The organism is Hafnia paralvei (assembly GCF_020150375.1).
Classification (GTDB): Bacteria; Pseudomonadota; Gammaproteobacteria; order Enterobacterales; family Enterobacteriaceae; genus Hafnia; species Hafnia paralvei.
This window is the reverse complement of the sequence record NZ_CP083737.1, coordinates 4,317,000-4,335,993: the sequence shown is the minus strand read 5'-3', so window position 1 is coordinate 4,335,993 and position 18,994 is coordinate 4,317,000. Positions and strand designations below refer to the sequence as shown.

Here is an 18,994-nt window from a genome sequence, read left to right as displayed (position 1 = left end):
GGGCAGTTTTGCTAAACTTTATTTTTTAAATAGCACGTTTTCTTGAATCTGCATCCATTGATGGGTGCGTAGCTAAATCCTCCGTGGGGGTTGTCTTCAATGTCCAATACGCTTATGCCTGGTGATACCAGCGAGCTAGATTTACTGGATGAGCGTCCGTTCAGCCAGACCGATCATGAAATTCTGAAATCATATGAGGCTGTTGTTGACGGTCTTGCGATGCTCATTGGTTCCCATTGTGAAATTGTTTTGCACTCGCTTGAGGATTTGAAATGTTCGGCGGTGAGAATTGCTAATGGTGAGCATACTGGGAGAAAAATTGGTTCACCGATTACCGACTTAGCGCTTCGCATGTTGCACGATATGGCAGGCGAAGATAGCAGTGTGTCAAAGGCGTACTTTACTCGCGCCAAAAGTGGCGTGTTAATGAAGTCGGTGACGATTGCGATTCGCAATAAAGAGCAGCGAGTGATCGGTTTACTGTGTATTAACATGAATCTGGATGTGCCTTTTTCTCAGATTATGGAAACCTTTATTCCAAAAGCTTCGCAGGACGTGGCGTCATCAGTTAACTTTGCTTCTTCTGTTGATGATCTGGTGGCACAAACGCTGGAGTTCACTATCGAAGAGGTTAACGCCGATCGTTCAGTGTCTAACAACGCCAAGAATCGTCAGATTGTGCTGAATCTGCATGAGAAAGGAATCTTTGATATCAAAGATGCCATTAATCAGGTTGCGGATCGTCTCAACATCTCTAAGCACACCGTGTATCTGTATATTCGCCAATTTAAAAGCGGTGATCTACAGGGTAGCGATCGCTAATGCTGAGCTTTTCTCTGTTTGTGACCGGCCCAGCCTACGGCACTCAAGCGGCCAGTAGTGCTTATCAATTTGCACAGGCGGTTATTGCCAGCGGACATCACTTAGTCAGCGTGTTCTTCTACCGTGAGGGCGTGAGTAACGCAAACCAACTAACCTCACCGGCAAGCGATGAGTTCGATTTGGTACGCGGATGGCAGAGTCTGGCGCAAGAACATGGCGTGGTGCTAAATGTTTGTGTCGCGGCGGCTTTGCGCCGCGGCGTGGTATCACATGATGAAGCGACTCAGCTTGGGTTACCAGCCTCTAATCTGCAGGATGGTTTCGTATTAAGTGGTCTAGGCGCGTTGGCTGAAGCCGCGTTAACCTGCGATCGCATCATGCAGTTTTAAGGGGATGGGATGAAACGTTTAGCCTTTGTGTTTACTCAACCTCCGCATACGACAAGTTCAGGGCGAGAAGGATTAGATGCGCTGTTAGCGGCCTCTGCTTTTAGCGAAGATATTCAGGTGTTTTTTGTGGGCGATGGTGTATTCCAACTGTTGCCCGATCAAAAACCGGCTGAAATTCTTTGCCGTGACTATGTGGCAACCTTTGGTGTCATGTCTCTTTACGATATTGAAGAGGTCTTTATCTGTTCAGAATCTCTAGAAGAAAGAGGTTTGCTGGGGTTTGAGAGCTGGATTATTGACGTTCAGGTGCGAACTGCGGCACAAATTAGACAAAATCTTGAACAACGCGATGTTGTGCTAACCTTCTAGCCGTTGGAGAAGTTTTACATGTTACATACACTGGCAAAGTCTCCTACTGCAGCAGATTTGACAACTCTTTGCGCTATAGCTGGCAATAATGATGCGATCTTGTTGCTACAGGATGGTGTTCTGTGTGGGTTGGTAAATACCCACTCCCTTGAAAAGCTCATTTCCGCCTCCACATCCCTATATGCGCTGAAGGCCGATGTTATTGCTCGCGGTTTGAGTGCTCGAATTTCATCCAATATCGTGCTCCTAGACTATAATCAGTTCGTTGAGCTGAGTGTTAAACACCCACAACAGTTATCTTGGTGAAGACGCGATCTTGTATATTTCTTGACACCTATACTGGGCAGCCATAAAATTCTGCGTCCTCATATTTTGCCCATGGCTTTATGGGGAGATTTATCACACTTGTTTACGAAGCAAAAAACGAAGCAAATACCAGGAGCTATTAATGGCAACAATTAATCAGCTGGTACGCAAACCACGCTCCATGAAGGTTGCTAAAAGCAACGTTCCTGCGCTGGAAGCTTGCCCGCAGAAACGTGGCGTATGTACTCGCGTATATACCACCACTCCTAAAAAACCAAACTCCGCACTGCGTAAAGTTTGCCGTGTGCGTTTGACTAACGGTTTTGAAGTTACCTCCTACATCGGTGGTGAAGGTCATAACCTGCAGGAACACAGCGTGATCCTGATCCGTGGCGGTCGTGTAAAAGACTTGCCAGGTGTTCGTTACCACACCGTTCGTGGTGCGCTTGACTGCTCCGGCGTTAAAGACCGTAAGCAATCACGTTCCAAATACGGCGTGAAGAAGCCAAAGGCTTAATGGTTCTCCGTTAAGTAAGGCCAAACGTTTTAACTTTAATGTCAAACTCGAACTATAGAGTTTTGGACAACCCTGAATTAACAACGGAGTATTTCCATGCCACGTCGTCGCGTCATTGGTCAGCGTAAAATTCTGCCGGATCCTAAGTTCGGATCAGAACTGCTGGCTAAATTTGTAAACATCCTGATGGTAGATGGTAAAAAATCTACCGCAGAAGCAATCGTATATACCGCGCTGGAGACCCTGGCTCAGCGTTCTGGTAAAAGCGAACTGGAAGCTTTTGAAGTAGCCCTGGACAACGTCCGCCCAGCTGTCGAGGTTAAATCTCGTCGTGTTGGTGGTTCTACTTATCAGGTACCAGTAGAAGTCCGTCCGGTTCGTCGTAATGCTCTGGCAATGCGTTGGATCGTTGAAGCTGCTCGTAAACGCGGTGATAAATCCATGGCTCTTCGCCTGGCGAACGAACTTTCTGATGCTGCAGAGAACAAAGGTACTGCAGTTAAGAAACGTGAAGACGTTCACCGTATGGCTGAAGCCAACAAGGCGTTCGCTCACTATCGTTGGTAATACCTTCATAGTGTTAGTCACCAAGCGGGCGCTTCAAGCAAGCCGCCCGCTATGGGTAACTTAACTTGAACGTCCTAGGAATAGAGGAATCAAATGGCTCGTACAACACCCATTGCCCGTTACCGTAATATCGGTATCAGCGCACACATCGACGCCGGTAAGACAACTACTACCGAACGTATCCTTTTCTACACCGGTGTAAACCATAAAATCGGTGAAGTTCATGACGGCGCAGCCACCATGGACTGGATGGAACAGGAACAGGAACGTGGTATTACCATTACCTCTGCTGCGACCACTGCATTCTGGTCTGGCATGGCTAAGCAGTTTGAACCACACCGTGTAAACATCATCGACACCCCAGGGCACGTTGACTTCACTATCGAAGTAGAACGTTCCATGCGTGTTCTTGATGGTGCGGTAATGGTTTACTGCGCCGTTGGTGGTGTTCAGCCTCAGTCTGAAACCGTATGGCGTCAGGCGAACAAATATAAAGTTCCACGCATCGCGTTCGTTAACAAAATGGACCGTATGGGTGCTAACTTCCTGAAAGTTGTTGGTCAGATCAAAACCCGTCTGGGCGCGAACCCTGTTCCGCTTCAGTTGGCGATTGGTGCTGAAGAAGGTTTCACCGGTGTTGTTGACCTGGTGAAAATGAAAGCTATCAACTGGAACGATGCCGATCAGGGCGTTACCTTCGAATACGAAGATATCCCTGCTGATATGGCCGATCTGGCTGAAGAATGGCACCAGAACCTGATCGAATCAGCAGCAGAAGCTTCTGAAGAGCTGATGGAAAAATACCTGGGTGGTGAAGAACTGACTGAAGAAGAGATCAAGAAAGCTCTGCGTCAGCGTGTTCTGAACAACGAAATCATTCTGGTAACTTGTGGTTCTGCGTTCAAGAACAAAGGTGTTCAGGCGATGCTGGATGCGGTAATTGATTACCTGCCATCCCCAATCGACGTACCTGCGATCAACGGTATGCTGGACGACGGTAAAGATACTCCAGCTGAGCGTCATGCTAACGATGATGAGCCGTTTGCTGCTTTGGCATTCAAAATCGCAACCGACCCGTTTGTTGGTAACTTGACCTTCTTCCGCGTTTACTCCGGTGTGGTTAACTCCGGCGATACCGTACTGAACTCCGTGAAATCTGCACGTGAGCGTTTTGGTCGTATCGTTCAGATGCACGCTAACAAACGTGAAGAGATTAAAGAAGTTCGCGCAGGCGACATCGCTGCTGCTATCGGTCTGAAAGACGTAACTACTGGTGACACTCTGTGTGACCCTGATGCGCCAATCATTCTGGAGCGTATGGAATTCCCAGAACCGGTAATTTCCATCGCCGTAGAACCGAAAACCAAAGCTGACCAAGAAAAAATGGGTCTGGCTCTGGGCCGTCTGGCTAAAGAAGACCCGTCATTCCGCGTATGGACTGATGAAGAATCCAACCAGACCATCATTGCAGGTATGGGTGAGCTGCACCTCGACATCATCGTTGACCGTATGAAACGCGAATTCAACGTTGAAGCGAACGTCGGTAAACCTCAGGTTGCTTACCGTGAAGCGATTCGCGCGAAAGTTACCGATATCGAAGGTAAACACGCCAAGCAGTCTGGTGGTCGTGGTCAGTACGGTCATGTTGTTATCGACATGTACCCACTGGAGCCGGGCTCAAATCCGAAAGGTTACGAGTTCATCAACGACATCAAGGGTGGTGTAATTCCTGGTGAATACATCCCTGCCGTTGATAAAGGTATTCAGGAACAGCTGAAATCTGGTCCACTGGCTGGCTATCCGGTAGTTGATCTGGGCGTGCGTCTGCACTTCGGTTCTTACCATGACGTTGACTCCTCTGAGCTGGCGTTTAAATTGGCCGCTTCTATCGCCTTCAAAGATGGCTTTAAGAAAGCGAAACCAGTTCTGCTTGAACCAATCATGAAGGTTGAAGTAGAAACTCCAGAAGAGAACACTGGTGACGTCATCGGTGACCTGAGCCGCCGTCGTGGTATGCTGCGTGGTCAAGAATCTAACGTTACTGGCGTTGTGATTCATGCTGAGGTTCCGTTGTCAGAAATGTTCGGATACGCAACTCAACTGCGTTCTCTGACCAAAGGCCGTGCATCTTACTCCATGGAATTCCTGAAGTACGATGATGCGCCGAGCAACGTTGCTCAAGCCGTTATTGAAGCTCGTGGCAAATAAGCTACTGGTTTAAAACATTGATCCCGTGCTCTCTCTATGAAGGGAGAGCACAAGAGTAAGGAATAAAGCCGTGTCTAAAGAAAAATTTGAACGTACAAAACCGCACGTTAACGTTGGTACTATCGGCCACGTTGACCACGGTAAAACTACCCTGACTGCTGCAATCACCACCGTTCTGGCTAAAACCTACGGCGGTTCTGCACGTGCATTCGACCAGATCGATAACGCGCCAGAAGAAAAAGCTCGTGGTATCACCATCAACACTTCTCACGTTGAGTATGACACCCCGACTCGCCACTACGCGCACGTTGACTGCCCAGGGCACGCCGACTACGTTAAAAACATGATCACCGGTGCTGCTCAGATGGACGGCGCTATCCTGGTTGTTGCTGCGACTGACGGCCCTATGCCTCAGACTCGTGAGCACATCCTGCTGGGTCGTCAGGTTGGCGTTCCTTACATCATCGTGTTCCTGAACAAATGCGACATGGTTGATGATGAAGAGCTGCTGGAACTGGTAGAAATGGAAGTTCGTGAACTTCTGTCTCAGTACGACTTCCCAGGTGATGATACTCCAATCATCCGTGGTTCTGCTCTGAAAGCGCTGGAAGGCGAAGCTGAGTGGGAAGCTAAGATCGTAGAACTGGCTGAAACTCTGGATTCTTACATCCCAGAACCAGAACGTGCTATCGACAAGCCATTCCTGCTGCCAATCGAAGACGTATTCTCTATCTCTGGCCGTGGTACTGTTGTTACCGGTCGTGTAGAGCGCGGTATCGTTAAAGTTGGTGAAGAAGTTGAGATCGTTGGTATCAAAGATACCGTTAAATCAACTTGTACTGGCGTTGAAATGTTCCGTAAGCTGCTGGACGAAGGTCGTGCAGGCGAGAACGTTGGTGTTCTGCTGCGTGGTATCAAGCGTGAAGACATCGAACGTGGTCAGGTTCTGGCTAAACCAGGTTCTATCAAGCCACACACCAAATTCGAATCAGAAGTTTATATTCTGAGCAAAGACGAAGGCGGCCGTCATACTCCGTTCTTCAAAGGCTACCGTCCACAGTTCTACTTCCGTACTACTGACGTGACCGGTACCATCGAACTGCCAGAAGGCGTGGAAATGGTAATGCCAGGCGATAACATCAAAATGATCGTTACCCTGATCCACCCAATCGCAATGGACGATGGTCTGCGCTTCGCAATCCGTGAAGGCGGCCGTACCGTTGGTGCTGGTGTTGTTGCTAAGGTAATGAGCTAATTTTTTAGCTTTTAACTTAATGCATGAAAGGGCGCTTAGGCGCCCTTTTTTATTGCCTCTATGCAGCACTTATTTTGCACAAATAATCGGCGCTCATGTTGAAATGATAATGTTTATTATTTAGACTAGTATTATCAAAGTGGCAAAGAGAAGTGCTATGTACGTTTGCTTATGTAATGGGATTTCTGACAAAACAATTCGTCATGCGATCCGTAAATATCAACCGAGCTCGTTGCATCATCTGCGAAAAATTGTTCCTCTTGGGACAGAATGTGGAAAATGTATACGTCAGGCTCGCGAAATTTTTGATGAGGAAACAGCCGTAATACAGAGCGACTTCATAAACGTAGCATAAAAAAGTGGTTATTTTTTGACTCTTCAACGTCTGGTTCTACACTAAAAGAACTGGAAGCGGAGGGTTTTGTTTATGAAAGGCGATAAGAAAGTCATCACTCATCTCAATAAGCTACTTGGTAACGAGCTAGTTGCTATCAATCAGTATTTCCTTCACGCACGTATGTTCAAAAACTGGGGACTCACTCGTCTCAATGACGTTGAATACCATGAGTCCATTGATGAAATGAAACATGCAGATCGCTATATCGAAAGGATTTTATTTTTAGAGGGGCTGCCAAATCTGCAGGATCTTGGCAAGCTTAACATTGGCGAAGATGTTGAGGAGATGCTCCGCTCTGATTTAAAACTTGAGTTAGACGGCGCTAAAAATTTGCGTGAAGGGATCGCCTACTGTGATTCTGTTCATGATTACGTAAGCCGTGATTTAATGATCGATATTCTCTCTGATGAAGAAAAACATATCGATTGGCTTGAGACCGAGCTCGATCTTATCCAGCGTCTTGGGATTCAAAATTACCTGTTGGCGCAAGTGAAAGAAGAAGCCTAACGCTCTATGAGCGCAAGATATCGGCAATAACCACCCAGCCAGGAATGGCTAAGCAGGGGCCAAAAGGCAAAGGGTGGTTTTTATCGTTCGAGTAGATTGTCCGTAAAGCCCACCAAACAATACCTCCCAGTGATGCCCATAAGCATATCCATGTCACATTATCCTTTCCCGTCCATGCCCCGAGTGCTGCCAAAAGTTTCGCGTCTCCAAGCCCAATACCGTGCTTGTGCATCCGCAACTTAACAATCCAAAAGAGTAGCCATATGGAAAGATAGCCTATAGCGGCGCCAGCAATGGCATCCGACGGGCGAACCGTATGTGAATACGCGTTATAAAGTAGGCCAAGCCATAGGAAGGGGAGGGTAAGAATATCCGGTAACAGATAATGGCGGAGATCTATTATAGACAACGTCGTAAGAAACCAGCTTATCAGCCAGATAAGGGGAAGCTTGGTGAAGCCGCTGCTCGTAAAAATACAAATACCGGTAAAAAGTAGACCATAAAAAATGAACTCATTAGTGCTACCCCGACAGAGATTGTAAAACGGTAGGTGGGGATGTTCTAAGCTGTCCGTATCCACGCGAAGTATCTTTGATGGAAGTCTATTCCAGACAAAGCGGGTTACACATCCGCAGATAAACGCAAAGAGTAGGCTAATGAGGATGTGAAAAGGTATACCAGATAAAATATGCTCGATATTGTCAGCGAAGGGTGCCATTTGCTTTACCTCAGGTATGCAACTTGCAGCATCATATTGGAAAGGCAGAAAGGGTTACTGGCATGTTTTTACAGTCGAGTTCACATATTAGGATGATAATTGTGTAATGCTTCTTTCGCGTGTTGATGGTCTATTGTTTATATCTGATAAGGATAGGCATTGCAGTAAGCCTTTATTACGCAACGGCACTCACTATTTTTGCGCATTTAGGTTGCTTCCTGAGCTGGTTTACGTATAATGCGCGGGCTTACCTAATCTTGGTAGGTCTGATTTTAAATCAGAGACAGTCTTAGACTGTCGAACAATACTCCCGATATGGGGGTTATATGTTGAACGATTACACTCCCCCATCAATCGAAATGGGTGCGAGGAGTAATTTTTTACGTTTATAAAATAATTGGAGCTCTGGTCTCATGCAGAACCAAAGAATCCGTATCCGCCTGAAAGCGTTTGATCATCGTCTGATCGATCAATCAACCGCGGAAATCGTCGAGACTGCTAAGCGCACTGGTGCGCAAGTCCGTGGTCCGATCCCGCTGCCGACCCGCAAAGAGCGCTTTACCGTTCTGATTTCTCCGCACGTCAACAAAGACGCGCGCGATCAGTACGAAATTCGCACTCACAAGCGTCTGGTTGACATCGTTGAGCCAACCGAGAAAACCGTTGATGCTCTGATGCGTCTGGATCTGGCTGCTGGTGTAGACGTGCAGATCAGCCTGGGTTAATCAGGTCATTGAACGATTGAGAGGTTGAAACAATGATTGGTTTAGTCGGTAAAAAAGTGGGTATGACCCGCATCTTCACTGAAGATGGCGTTTCTATCCCAGTAACCGTTATCGAAATCGAAGCAAACCGTGTTACTCAGGTGAAAACCCTGGATAACGACGGCTACTGTGCTGTACAGGTAACTACGGGTGCTAAAAAAGCAAACCGCGTATCTAAGCCAGAAGCTGGTCACTTCGCTAAAGCTGGCGTAGAAGCTGGCCGCACTCTGCGTGAATTCCGTCTGAACGAAGGCGAAGAGTTCACTGTAGGTCAGAGCATTAGCGTTGAAATTTTTGCTGACGTTAAAAAAGTTGACGTTACCGGTACTTCTAAAGGTAAAGGTTTTGCTGGCACAGTTAAGCGCTGGAACTTCCGTACCCAAGATGCTACCCATGGTAACTCCTTGTCTCACCGCGTTCCGGGTTCTATCGGTCAGAACCAGACTCCGGGCAAAGTGTTCAAAGGCAAGAAAATGGCAGGCCAACTGGGTAACGAACGCGTAACCGTTCAGAGCCTGGATGTAGTACGTGTTGACGCTGAGCGCAACCTGCTGCTGGTTAAGGGTGCTGTTCCGGGTGCAACCGGTGGCGACCTGATCGTTAAACCAGCTGTTAAGGCGTGAGGAGATAGGAATGGAATTAGTATTGAAAGACGCGCAAAGCGCGCTGACTGTTTCCGAAACTACCTTCGGTCGTGATTTCAACGAAGCGCTGGTACACCAGGTTGTAGTTGCTTATGCAGCTGGTGCCCGTCAAGGTACTCGTGCTCAGAAGACCCGTGCTGAAGTAACTGGTTCCGGCAAAAAACCGTGGCGTCAGAAAGGTACTGGCCGCGCTCGTTCTGGTTCTGTTAAGAGCCCGATCTGGCGTTCCGGTGGCGTTTCATTCGCTGCGAAGCCTCAGGATCACAGTCAAAAAGTTAACAAAAAGATGTACCGCGGCGCGCTGAAAAGCATTCTGTCCGAACTGGTACGTCAAGATCGTCTGATCGTCGTTGAGAAGTTCTCTGTAGAAGCGCCTAAAACTAAGCTGCTGGCACAGAAACTGAAAGATATGGCGTTGGAAGACGTGCTGATTGTAACCGGCGAAGTCGACGAAAATCTGTTCCTGGCTGCTCGCAACCTGTACAAGGTTGACGTGCGCGACGTTACAGGTATCGACCCAGTTAGCTTGATCGCCTTCGACAAAGTGGTTATGACTGCTGACGCTGTGAAGCAAGTTGAGGAGATGCTGGCATGATCCGTGAAGAACGTCTGCTGAAAGTACTGCGCGCGCCGCACGTTTCTGAAAAAGCGTCTATGGTGATGGAAAAAACCAACACCATCGTTCTCAAAGTTGCTAAAGATGCAACTAAAGCAGAAATCAAAGCCGCAGTTAAGAAACTGTTCGAAGTTGAAGTTGATGCAGTTCACACCCTGGTAGTTAAAGGTAAAGTGAAGCGTCACGGTCAGCGTGTTGGTCGTCGTAGCGACTGGAAAAAAGCTTACGTCACCCTGAAAGAAGGCCAGAATCTGGACTTCATCGGCGGCGCAGAGTAAGTCGGAGGAGTAGCGAACAATGGCAATTGTTAAATGTAAACCGACATCTCCGGGTCGTCGCCACGTTGTTAAAGTGGTTAACCCTGAGCTGCACAAGGGCAAACCGTATGCCCCGTTGCTTGAAAAACTGAGCAAATCCGGTGGCCGTAACAACAATGGCCGCATCACCACTCGTCACATCGGTGGTGGTCATAAACAGCATTATCGTCTGGTTGACTTCAAACGCAACAAAGATGGTGTTCCTGCTGTTGTTGAGCGTCTGGAATATGATCCGAACCGTTCCGCGAACATCGCGCTGGTTCTGTACAAAGACGGCGAACGTCGTTATATCCTGGCGCCTAAAGGCCTGAAAGCGGGTGACCAGATTCAATCTGGTGTTGATGCTGCTATCAAACCTGGCAACACCTTGCCGATGCGTAACATCCCGGTTGGTTCTACTGTTCATAACGTAGAAATGAAACCAGGCAAAGGTGGTCAGTTGGCTCGTTCTGCTGGCGCATACGTTCAGATCGTTGCTCGCGATGGTGCTTATGTCACCCTGCGTCTGCGTTCTGGTGAAATGCGTAAAGTCCCATCCGACTGCCGTGCTACTTTAGGCGAAGTTGGTAACGCTGAGCATATGCTGCGCGTTCTGGGTAAAGCAGGTGCAAGCCGCTGGCGTGGTGTTCGTCCTACCGTTCGCGGTACTGCGATGAACCCAGTCGACCATCCACACGGTGGTGGTGAAGGTCGTAACTTTGGTAAGCATCCAGTGTCCCCATGGGGCCTGCAGACCAAAGGTAAGAAGACCCGCAGCAACAAGCGTACTGATAAATTCATCGTACGTCGCCGTAGCAAAAAATAATTAGAGGATAAGCCATGCCACGTTCTCTCAAGAAAGGTCCTTTCATTGACCTGCACTTGCTGAAGAAGGTAGAGAAAGCGGTGGAAAGCGGAGACAAAAAGCCTATTAAGACTTGGTCCCGTCGTTCAACGGTCTTTCCAAACATGATCGGTTTGACCATCGCTGTCCATAATGGTCGTCAGCACGTTCCAGTATTTGTAGCCGATGAAATGGTCGGTCACAAGTTAGGTGAATTCGCGCCGACTCGTACTTATCGCGGCCATGCGGCTGATAAAAAAGCCAAAAAGCGCTAAGGTAGGAGGAAGAGATGGAAACTATCGCTAAACATCGCCACGCTCGTTCTTCTGCTCAGAAGGTTCGCCTCGTTGCTGACCTGATCCGCGGTAAGAAAGTGTCGCAAGCTCTGGAAACTTTAGCCTACACCAACAAGAAAGCTGCTGGTCTGGTTAAGAAAGTACTTGAGTCTGCTATTGCTAACGCAGAACACAACGATGGCGCTGACATCGATGATCTGAAAGTGACGAAAATTTTCGTCGACGAAGGCCCAAGCATGAAGCGCATTATGCCGCGTGCTAAAGGTCGTGCAGATCGTATCCTGAAGCGCACCAGCCACATTACTGTGGTTGTGTCCGATCGCTGAGACTCTGGAGACTAGCAATGGGTCAGAAAGTACATCCTAATGGTATTCGCCTGGGTATTGTCAAACCTTGGAACTCTACTTGGTTCGCGAATACCAAAGAGTTCGCTGACAACCTAGACAGCGACTTTAAAGTTCGTCAATTCCTGACTAAGGAACTGGCGAAGGCTTCCGTTTCTCGCATCGTTATCGAGCGTCCTGCGAAGAGCATCCGTGTGACTATTCACACTGCTCGTCCAGGCATCGTTATCGGCAAGAAAGGTGAAGATGTCGAAAAACTGCGTAAGGTCGTAGCGGATATCGCTGGCGTTCCTGCGCAAATCAATATCGCCGAAGTTCGTAAACCAGAACTGGACGCAAAATTGGTTGCTGATAGCATCACTTCACAGCTGGAACGTCGTGTTATGTTCCGTCGTGCTATGAAGCGTGCTGTACAGAACGCAATGCGTCTGGGCGCTAAAGGTATTAAAGTTGAAGTAAGCGGCCGCCTTGGCGGTGCTGAAATCGCGCGTACCGAATGGTACCGTGAAGGTCGTGTTCCGTTGCATACTCTGCGTGCGGATATCGATTACAACACCTCTGAAGCGCACACCACTTATGGTGTAATCGGCGTTAAGGTATGGATCTTCAAAGGTGAGATCCTGGGTGGTATGGCTGCCGTTGAACAACCGGAAAAACCGGCTGCTCAACCTAAAAAGCAGCAGCGTAAAGGCCGCAAGTAAGGAGAGTCGCTGAATGTTACAACCAAAGCGTACAAAATTCCGTAAGGTGCACAAAGGCCGCAACCGTGGTCTGGCGCAAGGTACGGATGTTAGCTTCGGCACTTTCGGTCTGAAAGCTGTTGGCCGTGGCCGTCTGACTGCTCGTCAAATCGAAGCAGCTCGTCGTGCGATGACTCGTGCAGTTAAGCGTCAGGGTAAAATCTGGATCCGTGTGTTCCCAGACAAGCCGATCACTGAAAAGCCGCTTGAAGTTCGTATGGGTAAAGGTAAAGGTAACGTAGAGTATTGGGTTGCCTTGATCCAGCCGGGTAAAGTCCTGTACGAAATGGACGGCGTGCCTGAAGAGCTGGCCCGTGAGGCCTTCAAGCTGGCAGCAGCGAAACTGCCTATCAAAACCACCTTTGTAACTAAGACGGTGATGTAATGAAAGCACAAGAGCTGCGTGAGAAAAGTGTTGAAGAGCTGAACACTGAACTGCTGAGCCTGCTGCGTGAGCAATTTAACCTGCGCATGCAAGCGGCAAGCGGTCAGCTGCAACAATCTCACCTGTTGAAGCAAGTGCGTCGTGATGTCGCACGCGTTAAGACTTTACTGACTGAGAAGGCGGGTGCGTAATGACTGATCAAATCCGTACTCTGCAAGGTCGAGTAGTTAGTGACAAAATGGAGAAATCCGTTGTTGTTACGATCGAGCGTATGGTGAAGCACCCAATGTATGGTAAATTCATCAAACGTACGACCAAGCTGCACGTACACGACGAGAACAACGAATGTGGAATCGGTGACGTGGTAGAAATCCGCGAATGCCGTCCACTGTCTAAGACTAAGTCTTGGACGCTGGTTCGCGTTGTAGAGAAAGCCGTTCTGTAATACAGTACGCATCTCGAGTACTATAAACGGCTCAGTTTTTGAGCCGTTTATTTTTTCTACCCATATTCTGGAAGCGGTGTTATAATGCTGCGCCCTCAATTGTGGGGATTTCAAACGACCCATTCTGGGTCCAAAGTTGTAGTTGACATTAGCGGAGCACTAACATGATCCAAGAACAGACTATGCTGAACGTGGCCGACAACTCCGGTGCACGTCGCGTAATGTGTATCAAGGTTCTAGGTGGCTCGCACCGTCGCTACGCAGGCGTCGGCGACATCATCAAGATCACCATCAAGGAAGCAATTCCTCGTGGCAAGGTCAAGAAAGGCGATGTGCTGAAGGCGGTAGTGGTGCGCACCAAGAAGGGTGTTCGTCGCCCGGACGGTTCTGTCATTCGCTTCGATGGCAATGCTTGTGTTATTTTGAACAATAACTCTGAGCAGCCTATCGGTACGCGTATTTTTGGGCCGGTAACTCGTGAACTGCGTAATGAAAAGTTCATGAAAATTATCTCTCTGGCACCAGAAGTACTCTAAGGAGCGAACCATGGCAGCGAAAATCCGTCGTGATGACGAAGTTATCGTGCTAACCGGTAAAGATAAAGGTAAGCGCGGTAAAGTAAAAAATGTCCTGTCTTCTGGCAAGGTCATCGTTGAAGGTATCAACCTGGTTAAGAAACATCAGAAGCCGGTTCCGGCCCTGAACCAACCAGGTGGCATTGTTGAAAAAGAAGCTGCTATTCAGGTTTCTAACATTGCTCTCTTCAATGCGGCAACCGGTAAGGCTGACCGTGTAGGCTTTAGATTCGAAGACGGCAAAAAAGTCCGTTTCTTCAAATCTAACAGCGAAACTATCAAGTAATTTGGAGTAGTACGATGGCGAAACTGCATGATTACTACAAAGACGAAGTAGTCAAGCAACTCATGTCTGAGTTCGGCTACAATTCTGTCATGCAAGTCCCACGGGTCGAGAAGATTACCCTGAATATGGGTGTTGGTGAAGCGATCGCTGATAAGAAACTGCTGGATAACGCAGCAGCTGACTTAGCAGCAATCTCCGGTCAAAAACCGTTGATCACTAAAGCACGCAAATCAGTTGCAGGCTTCAAAATCCGCCAGGGCTATCCGATCGGCTGTAAAGTAACTCTGCGTGGCGAACGCATGTGGGAGTTCTTTGAGCGTCTGATTTCCATTGCTGTACCTCGTATCCGTGACTTCCGTGGCTTGTCCGCTAAGTCATTCGATGGTCGTGGTAACTACAGCATGGGCGTGCGTGAACAGATCATCTTCCCGGAAATCGATTATGATAAAGTCGATCGCGTTCGTGGTTTGGATATTACCATTACCACTACTGCGAAATCCGATGATGAAGGCCGTGCGCTGCTGACTGCTTTCAACTTCCCGTTCCGCAAGTAAGGTAGGGTTACTAATGGCTAAGCAATCCATGAAAGCACGCGAAGTCAAACGCGTGAAATTAGCTGATAAGTTCTTTGCCAAACGCGTTGAACTGAAAGCGATCATCTCTAACGTGAACGCTTCTGACGAAGATCGTTGGGATGCTGTTCTTAAGCTGCAGACTCTGCCGCGTGATTCCAGCCCGTCCCGTCAGCGTAACCGCTGCCGTCAAACTGGCCGTCCGCACGCTTTCCTGCGTAAGTTCGGGTTGAGCCGTATCAAGGTCCGTGAAGCCGCTATGCGCGGTGAAATCCCGGGTCTGAAAAAGGCTAGCTGGTAATTGTCACCAATTGAATCACGGGAGTAAAGACAGATGAGCATGCAAGATCCGATCGCGGATATGCTGACCCGTATCCGTAACGGTCAAGCCGCGAACAAAGTTGCGGTCACCATGCCTTCCTCCAAGCTGAAAGTGGCAATTGCCAACGTGCTGAAGGAAGAAGGTTTTATTGAAGATTTCAAAATCGAAGGCGACACCAAGCCTGTACTGGAATTAGTACTGAAGTACTTCCAGGGCAAGGCAGTGGTAGAAAGCATTCAACGTATCAGCCGTCCAGGTCTGCGCATCTATAAGAAAAAAGATGAGCTGCCAAAAGTTATGGCCGGTTTGGGTATCGCTGTTGTTTCTACCTCTAAAGGTGTTATGACTGATCGTGCAGCTCGCCAGGCTGGTCTTGGTGGCGAGATTATCTGCTACGTAGCTTAATCGGGAGGAAAGAATGTCTCGTGTTGCAAAAGCACCCGTCGTCATTCCTGCCGGCGTAGAGGTTAAACTCAACGGTCAGGTAATTTCGATTAAGGGTAAAAACGGCGAGCTGACTCGTACAGTCCACGACGCCGTTGAAGTTAAGCATGCTGATAATGCACTGACTTTCGCTCCACGCGAAGGTTTTGCAAATGCGTGGGCCCAAGCGGGTACCACTCGTGCTCTGCTTAACGCAATGGTTGTTGGTGTTACCGAAGGCTTCACTAAGAAGCTTCAGTTGGTAGGTGTCGGTTACCGTGCAGCAGTTAAGGGCAACTCTGTGAATTTAGCCTTAGGCTTCTCTCACCCAGTTGAACATGCTCTGCCAGCAGGTATCACTGCTGAATGCCCGTCCCAGACTGAAATCGTGCTGAAAGGCGCTGATAAGCAGTTAATCGGACAAGTGGCAGCAGATCTGCGCGCTTACCGTCGTCCTGAGCCTTATAAAGGCAAGGGTGTCCGTTACGCCGACGAAGTCGTGCGTACCAAAGAGGCTAAGAAGAAGTAAGGTAACACTATGGATAAGAAATCTGCTCGTATCCGTCGTGCGACCCGCGCACGCCGCAAGCTCAAAGAGCTGGGTGCAACTCGCCTGGTGGTACATCGTACCCCGCGTCATATTTACGCACAGGTAATTGCTCCGAATGGTTCTGAAGTTCTGGTCGCTGCTTCTACTGTAGAAAAAGCAATCAGTGAACAACTGAAATATACTGGGAACAAAGATGCTGCAATCGCTGTAGGTAAAACTATTGCTGAGCGCGCGTTGGAGAAGGGCATCAAAGGCGTATCTTTTGACCGCTCTGGTTTCCAATATCATGGTCGTGTCCAGGCACTGGCAGATGCTGCCCGTGAAGCTGGCCTTCAGTTCTAAGGTAGAGGTGTAAGATGGCTCACATCGAAAAACAAGCTGGCGAACTGCAGGAAAAGCTGATCGCGGTAAATCGCGTATCTAAAACTGTAAAAGGTGGCCGTATTTTTAGCTTCACCGCACTAACTGTAGTGGGTGATGGCAATGGTCGCGTAGGTTTTGGTTACGGTAAAGCGCGTGAAGTTCCAGCAGCGATCCAGAAAGCGATGGAAAAAGCCCGTCGCAACATGATGAATGTCGCGCTGAACAGCGGCACCCTGCAGCATCCTGTTAAAGGTGCTCACACGGGTTCTCGTGTGTTCATGCAGCCGGCTTCCGAAGGTACCGGTATTATTGCCGGTGGTGCAATGCGCGCCGTTCTGGAAGTCGCTGGGGTTCACAACGTTCTAGCTAAGGCCTATGGTTCCACCAACCCAATTAACGTGGTTCGTGCAACTATCGATGGTCTGGCTAGCATGAAGTCCCCAGAAATGGTCGCTGCCAAGCGTGGTAAATCCGTTGAAGAAATTCTGGGGTAATTGACCATGGCAAAGACTATTAAAATAACTCAAACCCGCAGTGCAATCGGTCGTCTGCCGAAACACAAGGCAACGCTGCTTGGCCTGGGTCTGCGTCGTATTGGCCACACCGTAGAGCGCGAGGATACTCCTGCTGTACGTGGTATGGTCAACGCGGTTTCCTACATGGTTAAAGTTGAGGAGTAAGAGATGCGTTTAAATACTCTGTCTCCGGCCGAAGGGTCCAAGCACGCTTCCAAGCGTCTGGGTCGTGGTATCGGTTCTGGCCTGGGTAAAACTGGCGGTCGTGGTCACAAAGGTCAGAAGTCTCGTTCTGGCGGTGGCGTACGTCGTGGTTTCGAAGGTGGTCAGATGCCTCTGTACCGTCGTCTGCCGAAATTCGGCTTTACTTCTCGTAAAGCAATGATCACTGCAGAAGTTCGTCTGTCAGAGATCGCTTTAGTTGAAGGCGATGTTATCGACCTGAACACTCTGAAAGCCGCTAACGTAGTTGGCCCACAGATTGAATTCGCGAAAGTTATGCTTTCTGGTGAAATCAATCGTGCTGTGACTTTGCGTGGCCTGCGTGTCACCAAAGGCGCTCGTGCTGCTATCGAAGCTGCTGGCGGTAAAATTGAGGAATAAGTAGCAGATGGCTAAGCAACCAGGATTAGATTATCAAAGTGCCAAGGGTGGACTTGGCGAACTCAAGCGCAGACTGCTGTTTGTAATTGGGGCGCTCATAGTTTTCCGTATTGGCTCTTTTATTCCGATCCCTGGTATTGATGCCGCTGTACTTGCCAAACTGCTCGAACAGCAGAGAGGCACCATCATTGAAATGTTTAACATGTTCTCTGGTGGTGCACTCAGCCGTGCTTCTATCTTTGCTCTGGGTATTATGCCGTATATTTCGGCGTCAATTATTATCCAGTTACTGACGGTGGTTCACCCAGCGTTAGCGGAAATTAAGAAAGAAGGGGAGGCTGGCCGTCGTAAGATTAGTCAGTACACCCGTTATGGTACGCTGGTTTTAGCCATATTTCAGTCGATCGGTATTGCTACCGGTCTGCCGAATATGCCAGGAATGCAAGGCTTGGTCATTAACCCTGGCTTTGCGTTCTACTTCACCGCAGTGGTGAGCTTAGTTACTGGGACGATGTTCCTGATGTGGCTGGGTGAGCAGATAACTGAGCGCGGTATCGGTAACGGTATCTCAATCATTATCTTTGCGGGGATTGTAGCGGGTTTACCGCCGGCAATTGGCCATACTATCGAGCAAGCGCGGCAGGGCGACCTGCACTTCCTCCTGTTGCTGTTGGTTGCAGTGTTAGTATTTGCAGTAACCTTCTTCGTTGTTTTCGTTGAACGTGGTCAACGTCGTATCGTCGTTAACTATGCTAAGCGTCAGCAAGGACGTCGTGTTTATGCAGCACAGAGCACACATTTACCGTTGAAAGTGAATATGGCTGGCGTAATTCCTGCTATCTTTGCTTCCAGCATTATTCTGTTCCCAGCCACGATTGCATCTTGGTTTGGGGGCGGCACCGGTTGGAACTGGCTGACAACAATTTCGCTGTATTTGCAGCCTGGGCAACCGCTTTATGTGTTACTCTATGCGTCTGCAATCATCTTCTTCTGTTTCTTCTATACGGCGTTGGTTTTCAACCCAAGAGAAACAGCTGATAACCTGAAGAAGTCCGGTGCATTCGTACCAGGAATTCGTCCGGGAGAGCAAACGGCGAAGTATATCGATAAAGTAATGACTCGTTTAACCTTAATTGGTGCCTTGTACATTACCTTTATCTGCCTGATCCCGGAGTTCATGCGTGATGCAATGAAAGTACCATTCTACTTTGGTGGTACATCACTACTCATCGTAGTCGTGGTCATCATGGACTTTATGGCTCAAGTGCAAACTCTGATGATGTCAAGTCAGTACGAGTCTGCATTGAAGAAAGCGAACCTGAAAGGCTATAACCGCTAATCTTGGTGAGTTTGAGA

General features: G+C 48.6%; 33 protein-coding genes. 32 read left to right on the top strand and 1 reads right to left on the bottom strand.

The features are described from left to right. Window positions 1-99 precede the first annotated feature (99 nt). From K9N75_RS20115 to bfr, 10 genes are all read left to right on the top strand, one after another. Window positions 100-822, top strand: a complete 723-nt coding sequence (locus K9N75_RS20115) for a helix-turn-helix transcriptional regulator (protein ID WP_008815470.1) — start codon at window positions 100-102, stop codon at window positions 820-822. Then, complete coding sequence (gene tusD, locus K9N75_RS20110) at window positions 822-1,211, top strand: sulfurtransferase complex subunit TusD (RefSeq protein WP_008815469.1); 390 nt, start codon at window positions 822-824, stop codon at window positions 1,209-1,211. The genes K9N75_RS20115 and tusD overlap by 1 nt, the downstream gene beginning before the upstream one ends. A gap of 9 nt (window positions 1,212-1,220) precedes the next feature. Beyond that, window positions 1,221-1,580, top strand: a complete 360-nt coding sequence (gene tusC / locus K9N75_RS20105; RefSeq protein ID WP_008815468.1) for a sulfurtransferase complex subunit TusC — start codon at window positions 1,221-1,223, stop codon at window positions 1,578-1,580. An 18-nt stretch (window positions 1,581-1,598) separates the two neighbouring features. Next, window positions 1,599-1,886, top strand: a complete 288-nt coding sequence (gene tusB / locus K9N75_RS20100; protein ID WP_004090893.1) for a sulfurtransferase complex subunit TusB — start codon at window positions 1,599-1,601, stop codon at window positions 1,884-1,886. A 142-nt stretch (window positions 1,887-2,028) separates the two neighbouring features. After that, window positions 2,029-2,403 (top strand): 30S ribosomal protein S12, encoded by a 375-nt coding sequence (gene rpsL, locus K9N75_RS20095; protein WP_002212323.1) that lies wholly within the window; start codon window positions 2,029-2,031, stop codon window positions 2,401-2,403. 96 nt (window positions 2,404-2,499) lie between these two features. Further along, on the top strand, window positions 2,500-2,970 hold the full coding sequence (gene rpsG, locus K9N75_RS20090; RefSeq protein ID WP_004090892.1) for a 30S ribosomal protein S7: 471 nt from the start codon (window positions 2,500-2,502) through the stop codon (window positions 2,968-2,970). Window positions 2,971-3,063: 93 nt separating this feature from the next. Further along, window positions 3,064-5,178: an elongation factor G gene (gene fusA / locus K9N75_RS20085; protein WP_004090891.1), complete on the top strand. Its 2,115-nt coding sequence runs from the start codon at window positions 3,064-3,066 to the stop codon at window positions 5,176-5,178. A gap of 70 nt (window positions 5,179-5,248) precedes the next feature. Beyond that, window positions 5,249-6,433 carry an elongation factor Tu gene (gene tuf, locus K9N75_RS20080; protein WP_008815465.1) on the top strand — a complete coding sequence of 395 codons (1,185 nt, stop codon included), beginning with the start codon at window positions 5,249-5,251 and terminating at the stop codon, window positions 6,431-6,433. Window positions 6,434-6,590: 157 nt separating this feature from the next. Then, complete coding sequence (gene bfd / locus K9N75_RS20075; RefSeq protein WP_008815464.1) at window positions 6,591-6,788, top strand: bacterioferritin-associated ferredoxin; 198 nt, start codon at window positions 6,591-6,593, stop codon at window positions 6,786-6,788. 72 nt (window positions 6,789-6,860) lie between these two features. After that, window positions 6,861-7,337, top strand: coding sequence for a bacterioferritin (bfr, locus tag K9N75_RS20070; RefSeq protein WP_004846612.1), 477 nt, complete (start codon window positions 6,861-6,863; stop codon window positions 7,335-7,337). A gap of 4 nt (window positions 7,338-7,341) precedes the next feature. Here bfr and K9N75_RS20065 read toward each other — a convergent pair whose 3' ends face one another. Beyond that, entirely contained in the window at window positions 7,342-8,055 is a 714-nt protein-coding gene (locus K9N75_RS20065; RefSeq protein WP_224452039.1) for a prepilin peptidase, read from the bottom strand. A 413-nt stretch (window positions 8,056-8,468) separates the two neighbouring features. Between K9N75_RS20065 and rpsJ the strand changes: the two genes are divergently transcribed. From rpsJ to secY, 22 genes are all read left to right on the top strand, one after another. Next, window positions 8,469-8,780, top strand: a complete 312-nt coding sequence (rpsJ, locus tag K9N75_RS20060; protein ID WP_001181005.1) for a 30S ribosomal protein S10 — start codon at window positions 8,469-8,471, stop codon at window positions 8,778-8,780. A gap of 32 nt (window positions 8,781-8,812) precedes the next feature. After that, a complete protein-coding gene (gene rplC, locus K9N75_RS20055) occupies window positions 8,813-9,442 on the top strand; it encodes a 50S ribosomal protein L3 (protein WP_004846608.1) in 630 nt (209 codons plus the stop codon). A gap of 10 nt (window positions 9,443-9,452) precedes the next feature. Then, window positions 9,453-10,058: a 50S ribosomal protein L4 gene (gene rplD / locus K9N75_RS20050; protein ID WP_004846606.1), complete on the top strand. Its 606-nt coding sequence runs from the start codon at window positions 9,453-9,455 to the stop codon at window positions 10,056-10,058. After that, window positions 10,055-10,357 (top strand): 50S ribosomal protein L23, encoded by a 303-nt coding sequence (rplW, locus tag K9N75_RS20045; RefSeq protein ID WP_004846604.1) that lies wholly within the window; start codon window positions 10,055-10,057, stop codon window positions 10,355-10,357. The genes rplD and rplW overlap by 4 nt, the downstream gene beginning before the upstream one ends. A gap of 19 nt (window positions 10,358-10,376) precedes the next feature. Beyond that, window positions 10,377-11,201 carry a 50S ribosomal protein L2 gene (rplB, locus tag K9N75_RS20040; RefSeq protein WP_004846602.1) on the top strand — a complete coding sequence of 275 codons (825 nt, stop codon included), beginning with the start codon at window positions 10,377-10,379 and terminating at the stop codon, window positions 11,199-11,201. Window positions 11,202-11,215: 14 nt separating this feature from the next. Then, window positions 11,216-11,494, top strand: coding sequence for a 30S ribosomal protein S19 (gene rpsS, locus K9N75_RS20035; protein ID WP_004846600.1), 279 nt, complete (start codon window positions 11,216-11,218; stop codon window positions 11,492-11,494). Between the two features lie 14 nt (window positions 11,495-11,508). Beyond that, window positions 11,509-11,841, top strand: coding sequence for a 50S ribosomal protein L22 (gene rplV, locus K9N75_RS20030; RefSeq protein WP_004391423.1), 333 nt, complete (start codon window positions 11,509-11,511; stop codon window positions 11,839-11,841). Between the two features lie 17 nt (window positions 11,842-11,858). Continuing rightward, entirely contained in the window at window positions 11,859-12,560 is a 702-nt protein-coding gene (gene rpsC, locus K9N75_RS20025) for a 30S ribosomal protein S3 (RefSeq protein ID WP_004846598.1), read from the top strand. A 13-nt stretch (window positions 12,561-12,573) separates the two neighbouring features. Further along, complete coding sequence (gene rplP, locus K9N75_RS20020; protein ID WP_002438716.1) at window positions 12,574-12,984, top strand: 50S ribosomal protein L16; 411 nt, start codon at window positions 12,574-12,576, stop codon at window positions 12,982-12,984. After that, a complete protein-coding gene (gene rpmC, locus K9N75_RS20015; RefSeq protein ID WP_004846592.1) occupies window positions 12,984-13,175 on the top strand; it encodes a 50S ribosomal protein L29 in 192 nt (63 codons plus the stop codon). Before rplP ends, rpmC begins: the two co-directional genes overlap by 1 nt. Next, on the top strand, window positions 13,175-13,429 hold the full coding sequence (rpsQ, locus tag K9N75_RS20010; RefSeq protein WP_004846590.1) for a 30S ribosomal protein S17: 255 nt from the start codon (window positions 13,175-13,177) through the stop codon (window positions 13,427-13,429). Before rpmC ends, rpsQ begins: the two co-directional genes overlap by 1 nt. A 164-nt stretch (window positions 13,430-13,593) precedes the next feature. Further along, entirely contained in the window at window positions 13,594-13,965 is a 372-nt protein-coding gene (gene rplN / locus K9N75_RS20005; RefSeq protein WP_000613954.1) for a 50S ribosomal protein L14, read from the top strand. Window positions 13,966-13,975: 10 nt separating this feature from the next. Next, the gene (gene rplX, locus K9N75_RS20000) at window positions 13,976-14,290 is read left to right on the top strand and encodes a 50S ribosomal protein L24 (RefSeq protein WP_004846586.1); all 315 of its coding nucleotides are present in this window, start codon (window positions 13,976-13,978) and stop codon (window positions 14,288-14,290) included. Between the two features lie 14 nt (window positions 14,291-14,304). Continuing rightward, entirely contained in the window at window positions 14,305-14,844 is a 540-nt protein-coding gene (rplE, locus tag K9N75_RS19995) for a 50S ribosomal protein L5 (protein ID WP_004846583.1), read from the top strand. A 13-nt stretch (window positions 14,845-14,857) separates the two neighbouring features. Next, window positions 14,858-15,163 carry a 30S ribosomal protein S14 gene (rpsN, locus tag K9N75_RS19990; RefSeq protein ID WP_004846582.1) on the top strand — a complete coding sequence of 102 codons (306 nt, stop codon included), beginning with the start codon at window positions 14,858-14,860 and terminating at the stop codon, window positions 15,161-15,163. Between the two features lie 33 nt (window positions 15,164-15,196). Continuing rightward, window positions 15,197-15,589 (top strand): 30S ribosomal protein S8, encoded by a 393-nt coding sequence (gene rpsH, locus K9N75_RS19985; RefSeq protein ID WP_004846579.1) that lies wholly within the window; start codon window positions 15,197-15,199, stop codon window positions 15,587-15,589. 13 nt (window positions 15,590-15,602) lie between these two features. Further along, window positions 15,603-16,136, top strand: a complete 534-nt coding sequence (gene rplF / locus K9N75_RS19980) for a 50S ribosomal protein L6 (protein ID WP_004846576.1) — start codon at window positions 15,603-15,605, stop codon at window positions 16,134-16,136. Window positions 16,137-16,145: 9 nt separating this feature from the next. After that, on the top strand, window positions 16,146-16,499 hold the full coding sequence (gene rplR, locus K9N75_RS19975) for a 50S ribosomal protein L18 (RefSeq protein WP_004846572.1): 354 nt from the start codon (window positions 16,146-16,148) through the stop codon (window positions 16,497-16,499). 14 nt (window positions 16,500-16,513) lie between these two features. Further along, window positions 16,514-17,014, top strand: coding sequence for a 30S ribosomal protein S5 (gene rpsE, locus K9N75_RS19970; RefSeq protein ID WP_004846569.1), 501 nt, complete (start codon window positions 16,514-16,516; stop codon window positions 17,012-17,014). Window positions 17,015-17,020: 6 nt separating this feature from the next. Further along, complete coding sequence (gene rpmD, locus K9N75_RS19965) at window positions 17,021-17,200, top strand: 50S ribosomal protein L30 (protein ID WP_004846568.1); 180 nt, start codon at window positions 17,021-17,023, stop codon at window positions 17,198-17,200. Window positions 17,201-17,203: 3 nt separating this feature from the next. After that, window positions 17,204-17,638 carry a 50S ribosomal protein L15 gene (gene rplO, locus K9N75_RS19960; protein ID WP_004846562.1) on the top strand — a complete coding sequence of 145 codons (435 nt, stop codon included), beginning with the start codon at window positions 17,204-17,206 and terminating at the stop codon, window positions 17,636-17,638. 7 nt (window positions 17,639-17,645) lie between these two features. Continuing rightward, the gene (gene secY / locus K9N75_RS19955) at window positions 17,646-18,977 is read left to right on the top strand and encodes a preprotein translocase subunit SecY (protein WP_004846557.1); all 1,332 of its coding nucleotides are present in this window, start codon (window positions 17,646-17,648) and stop codon (window positions 18,975-18,977) included. Window positions 18,978-18,994: the final 17 nt, after the last annotated feature.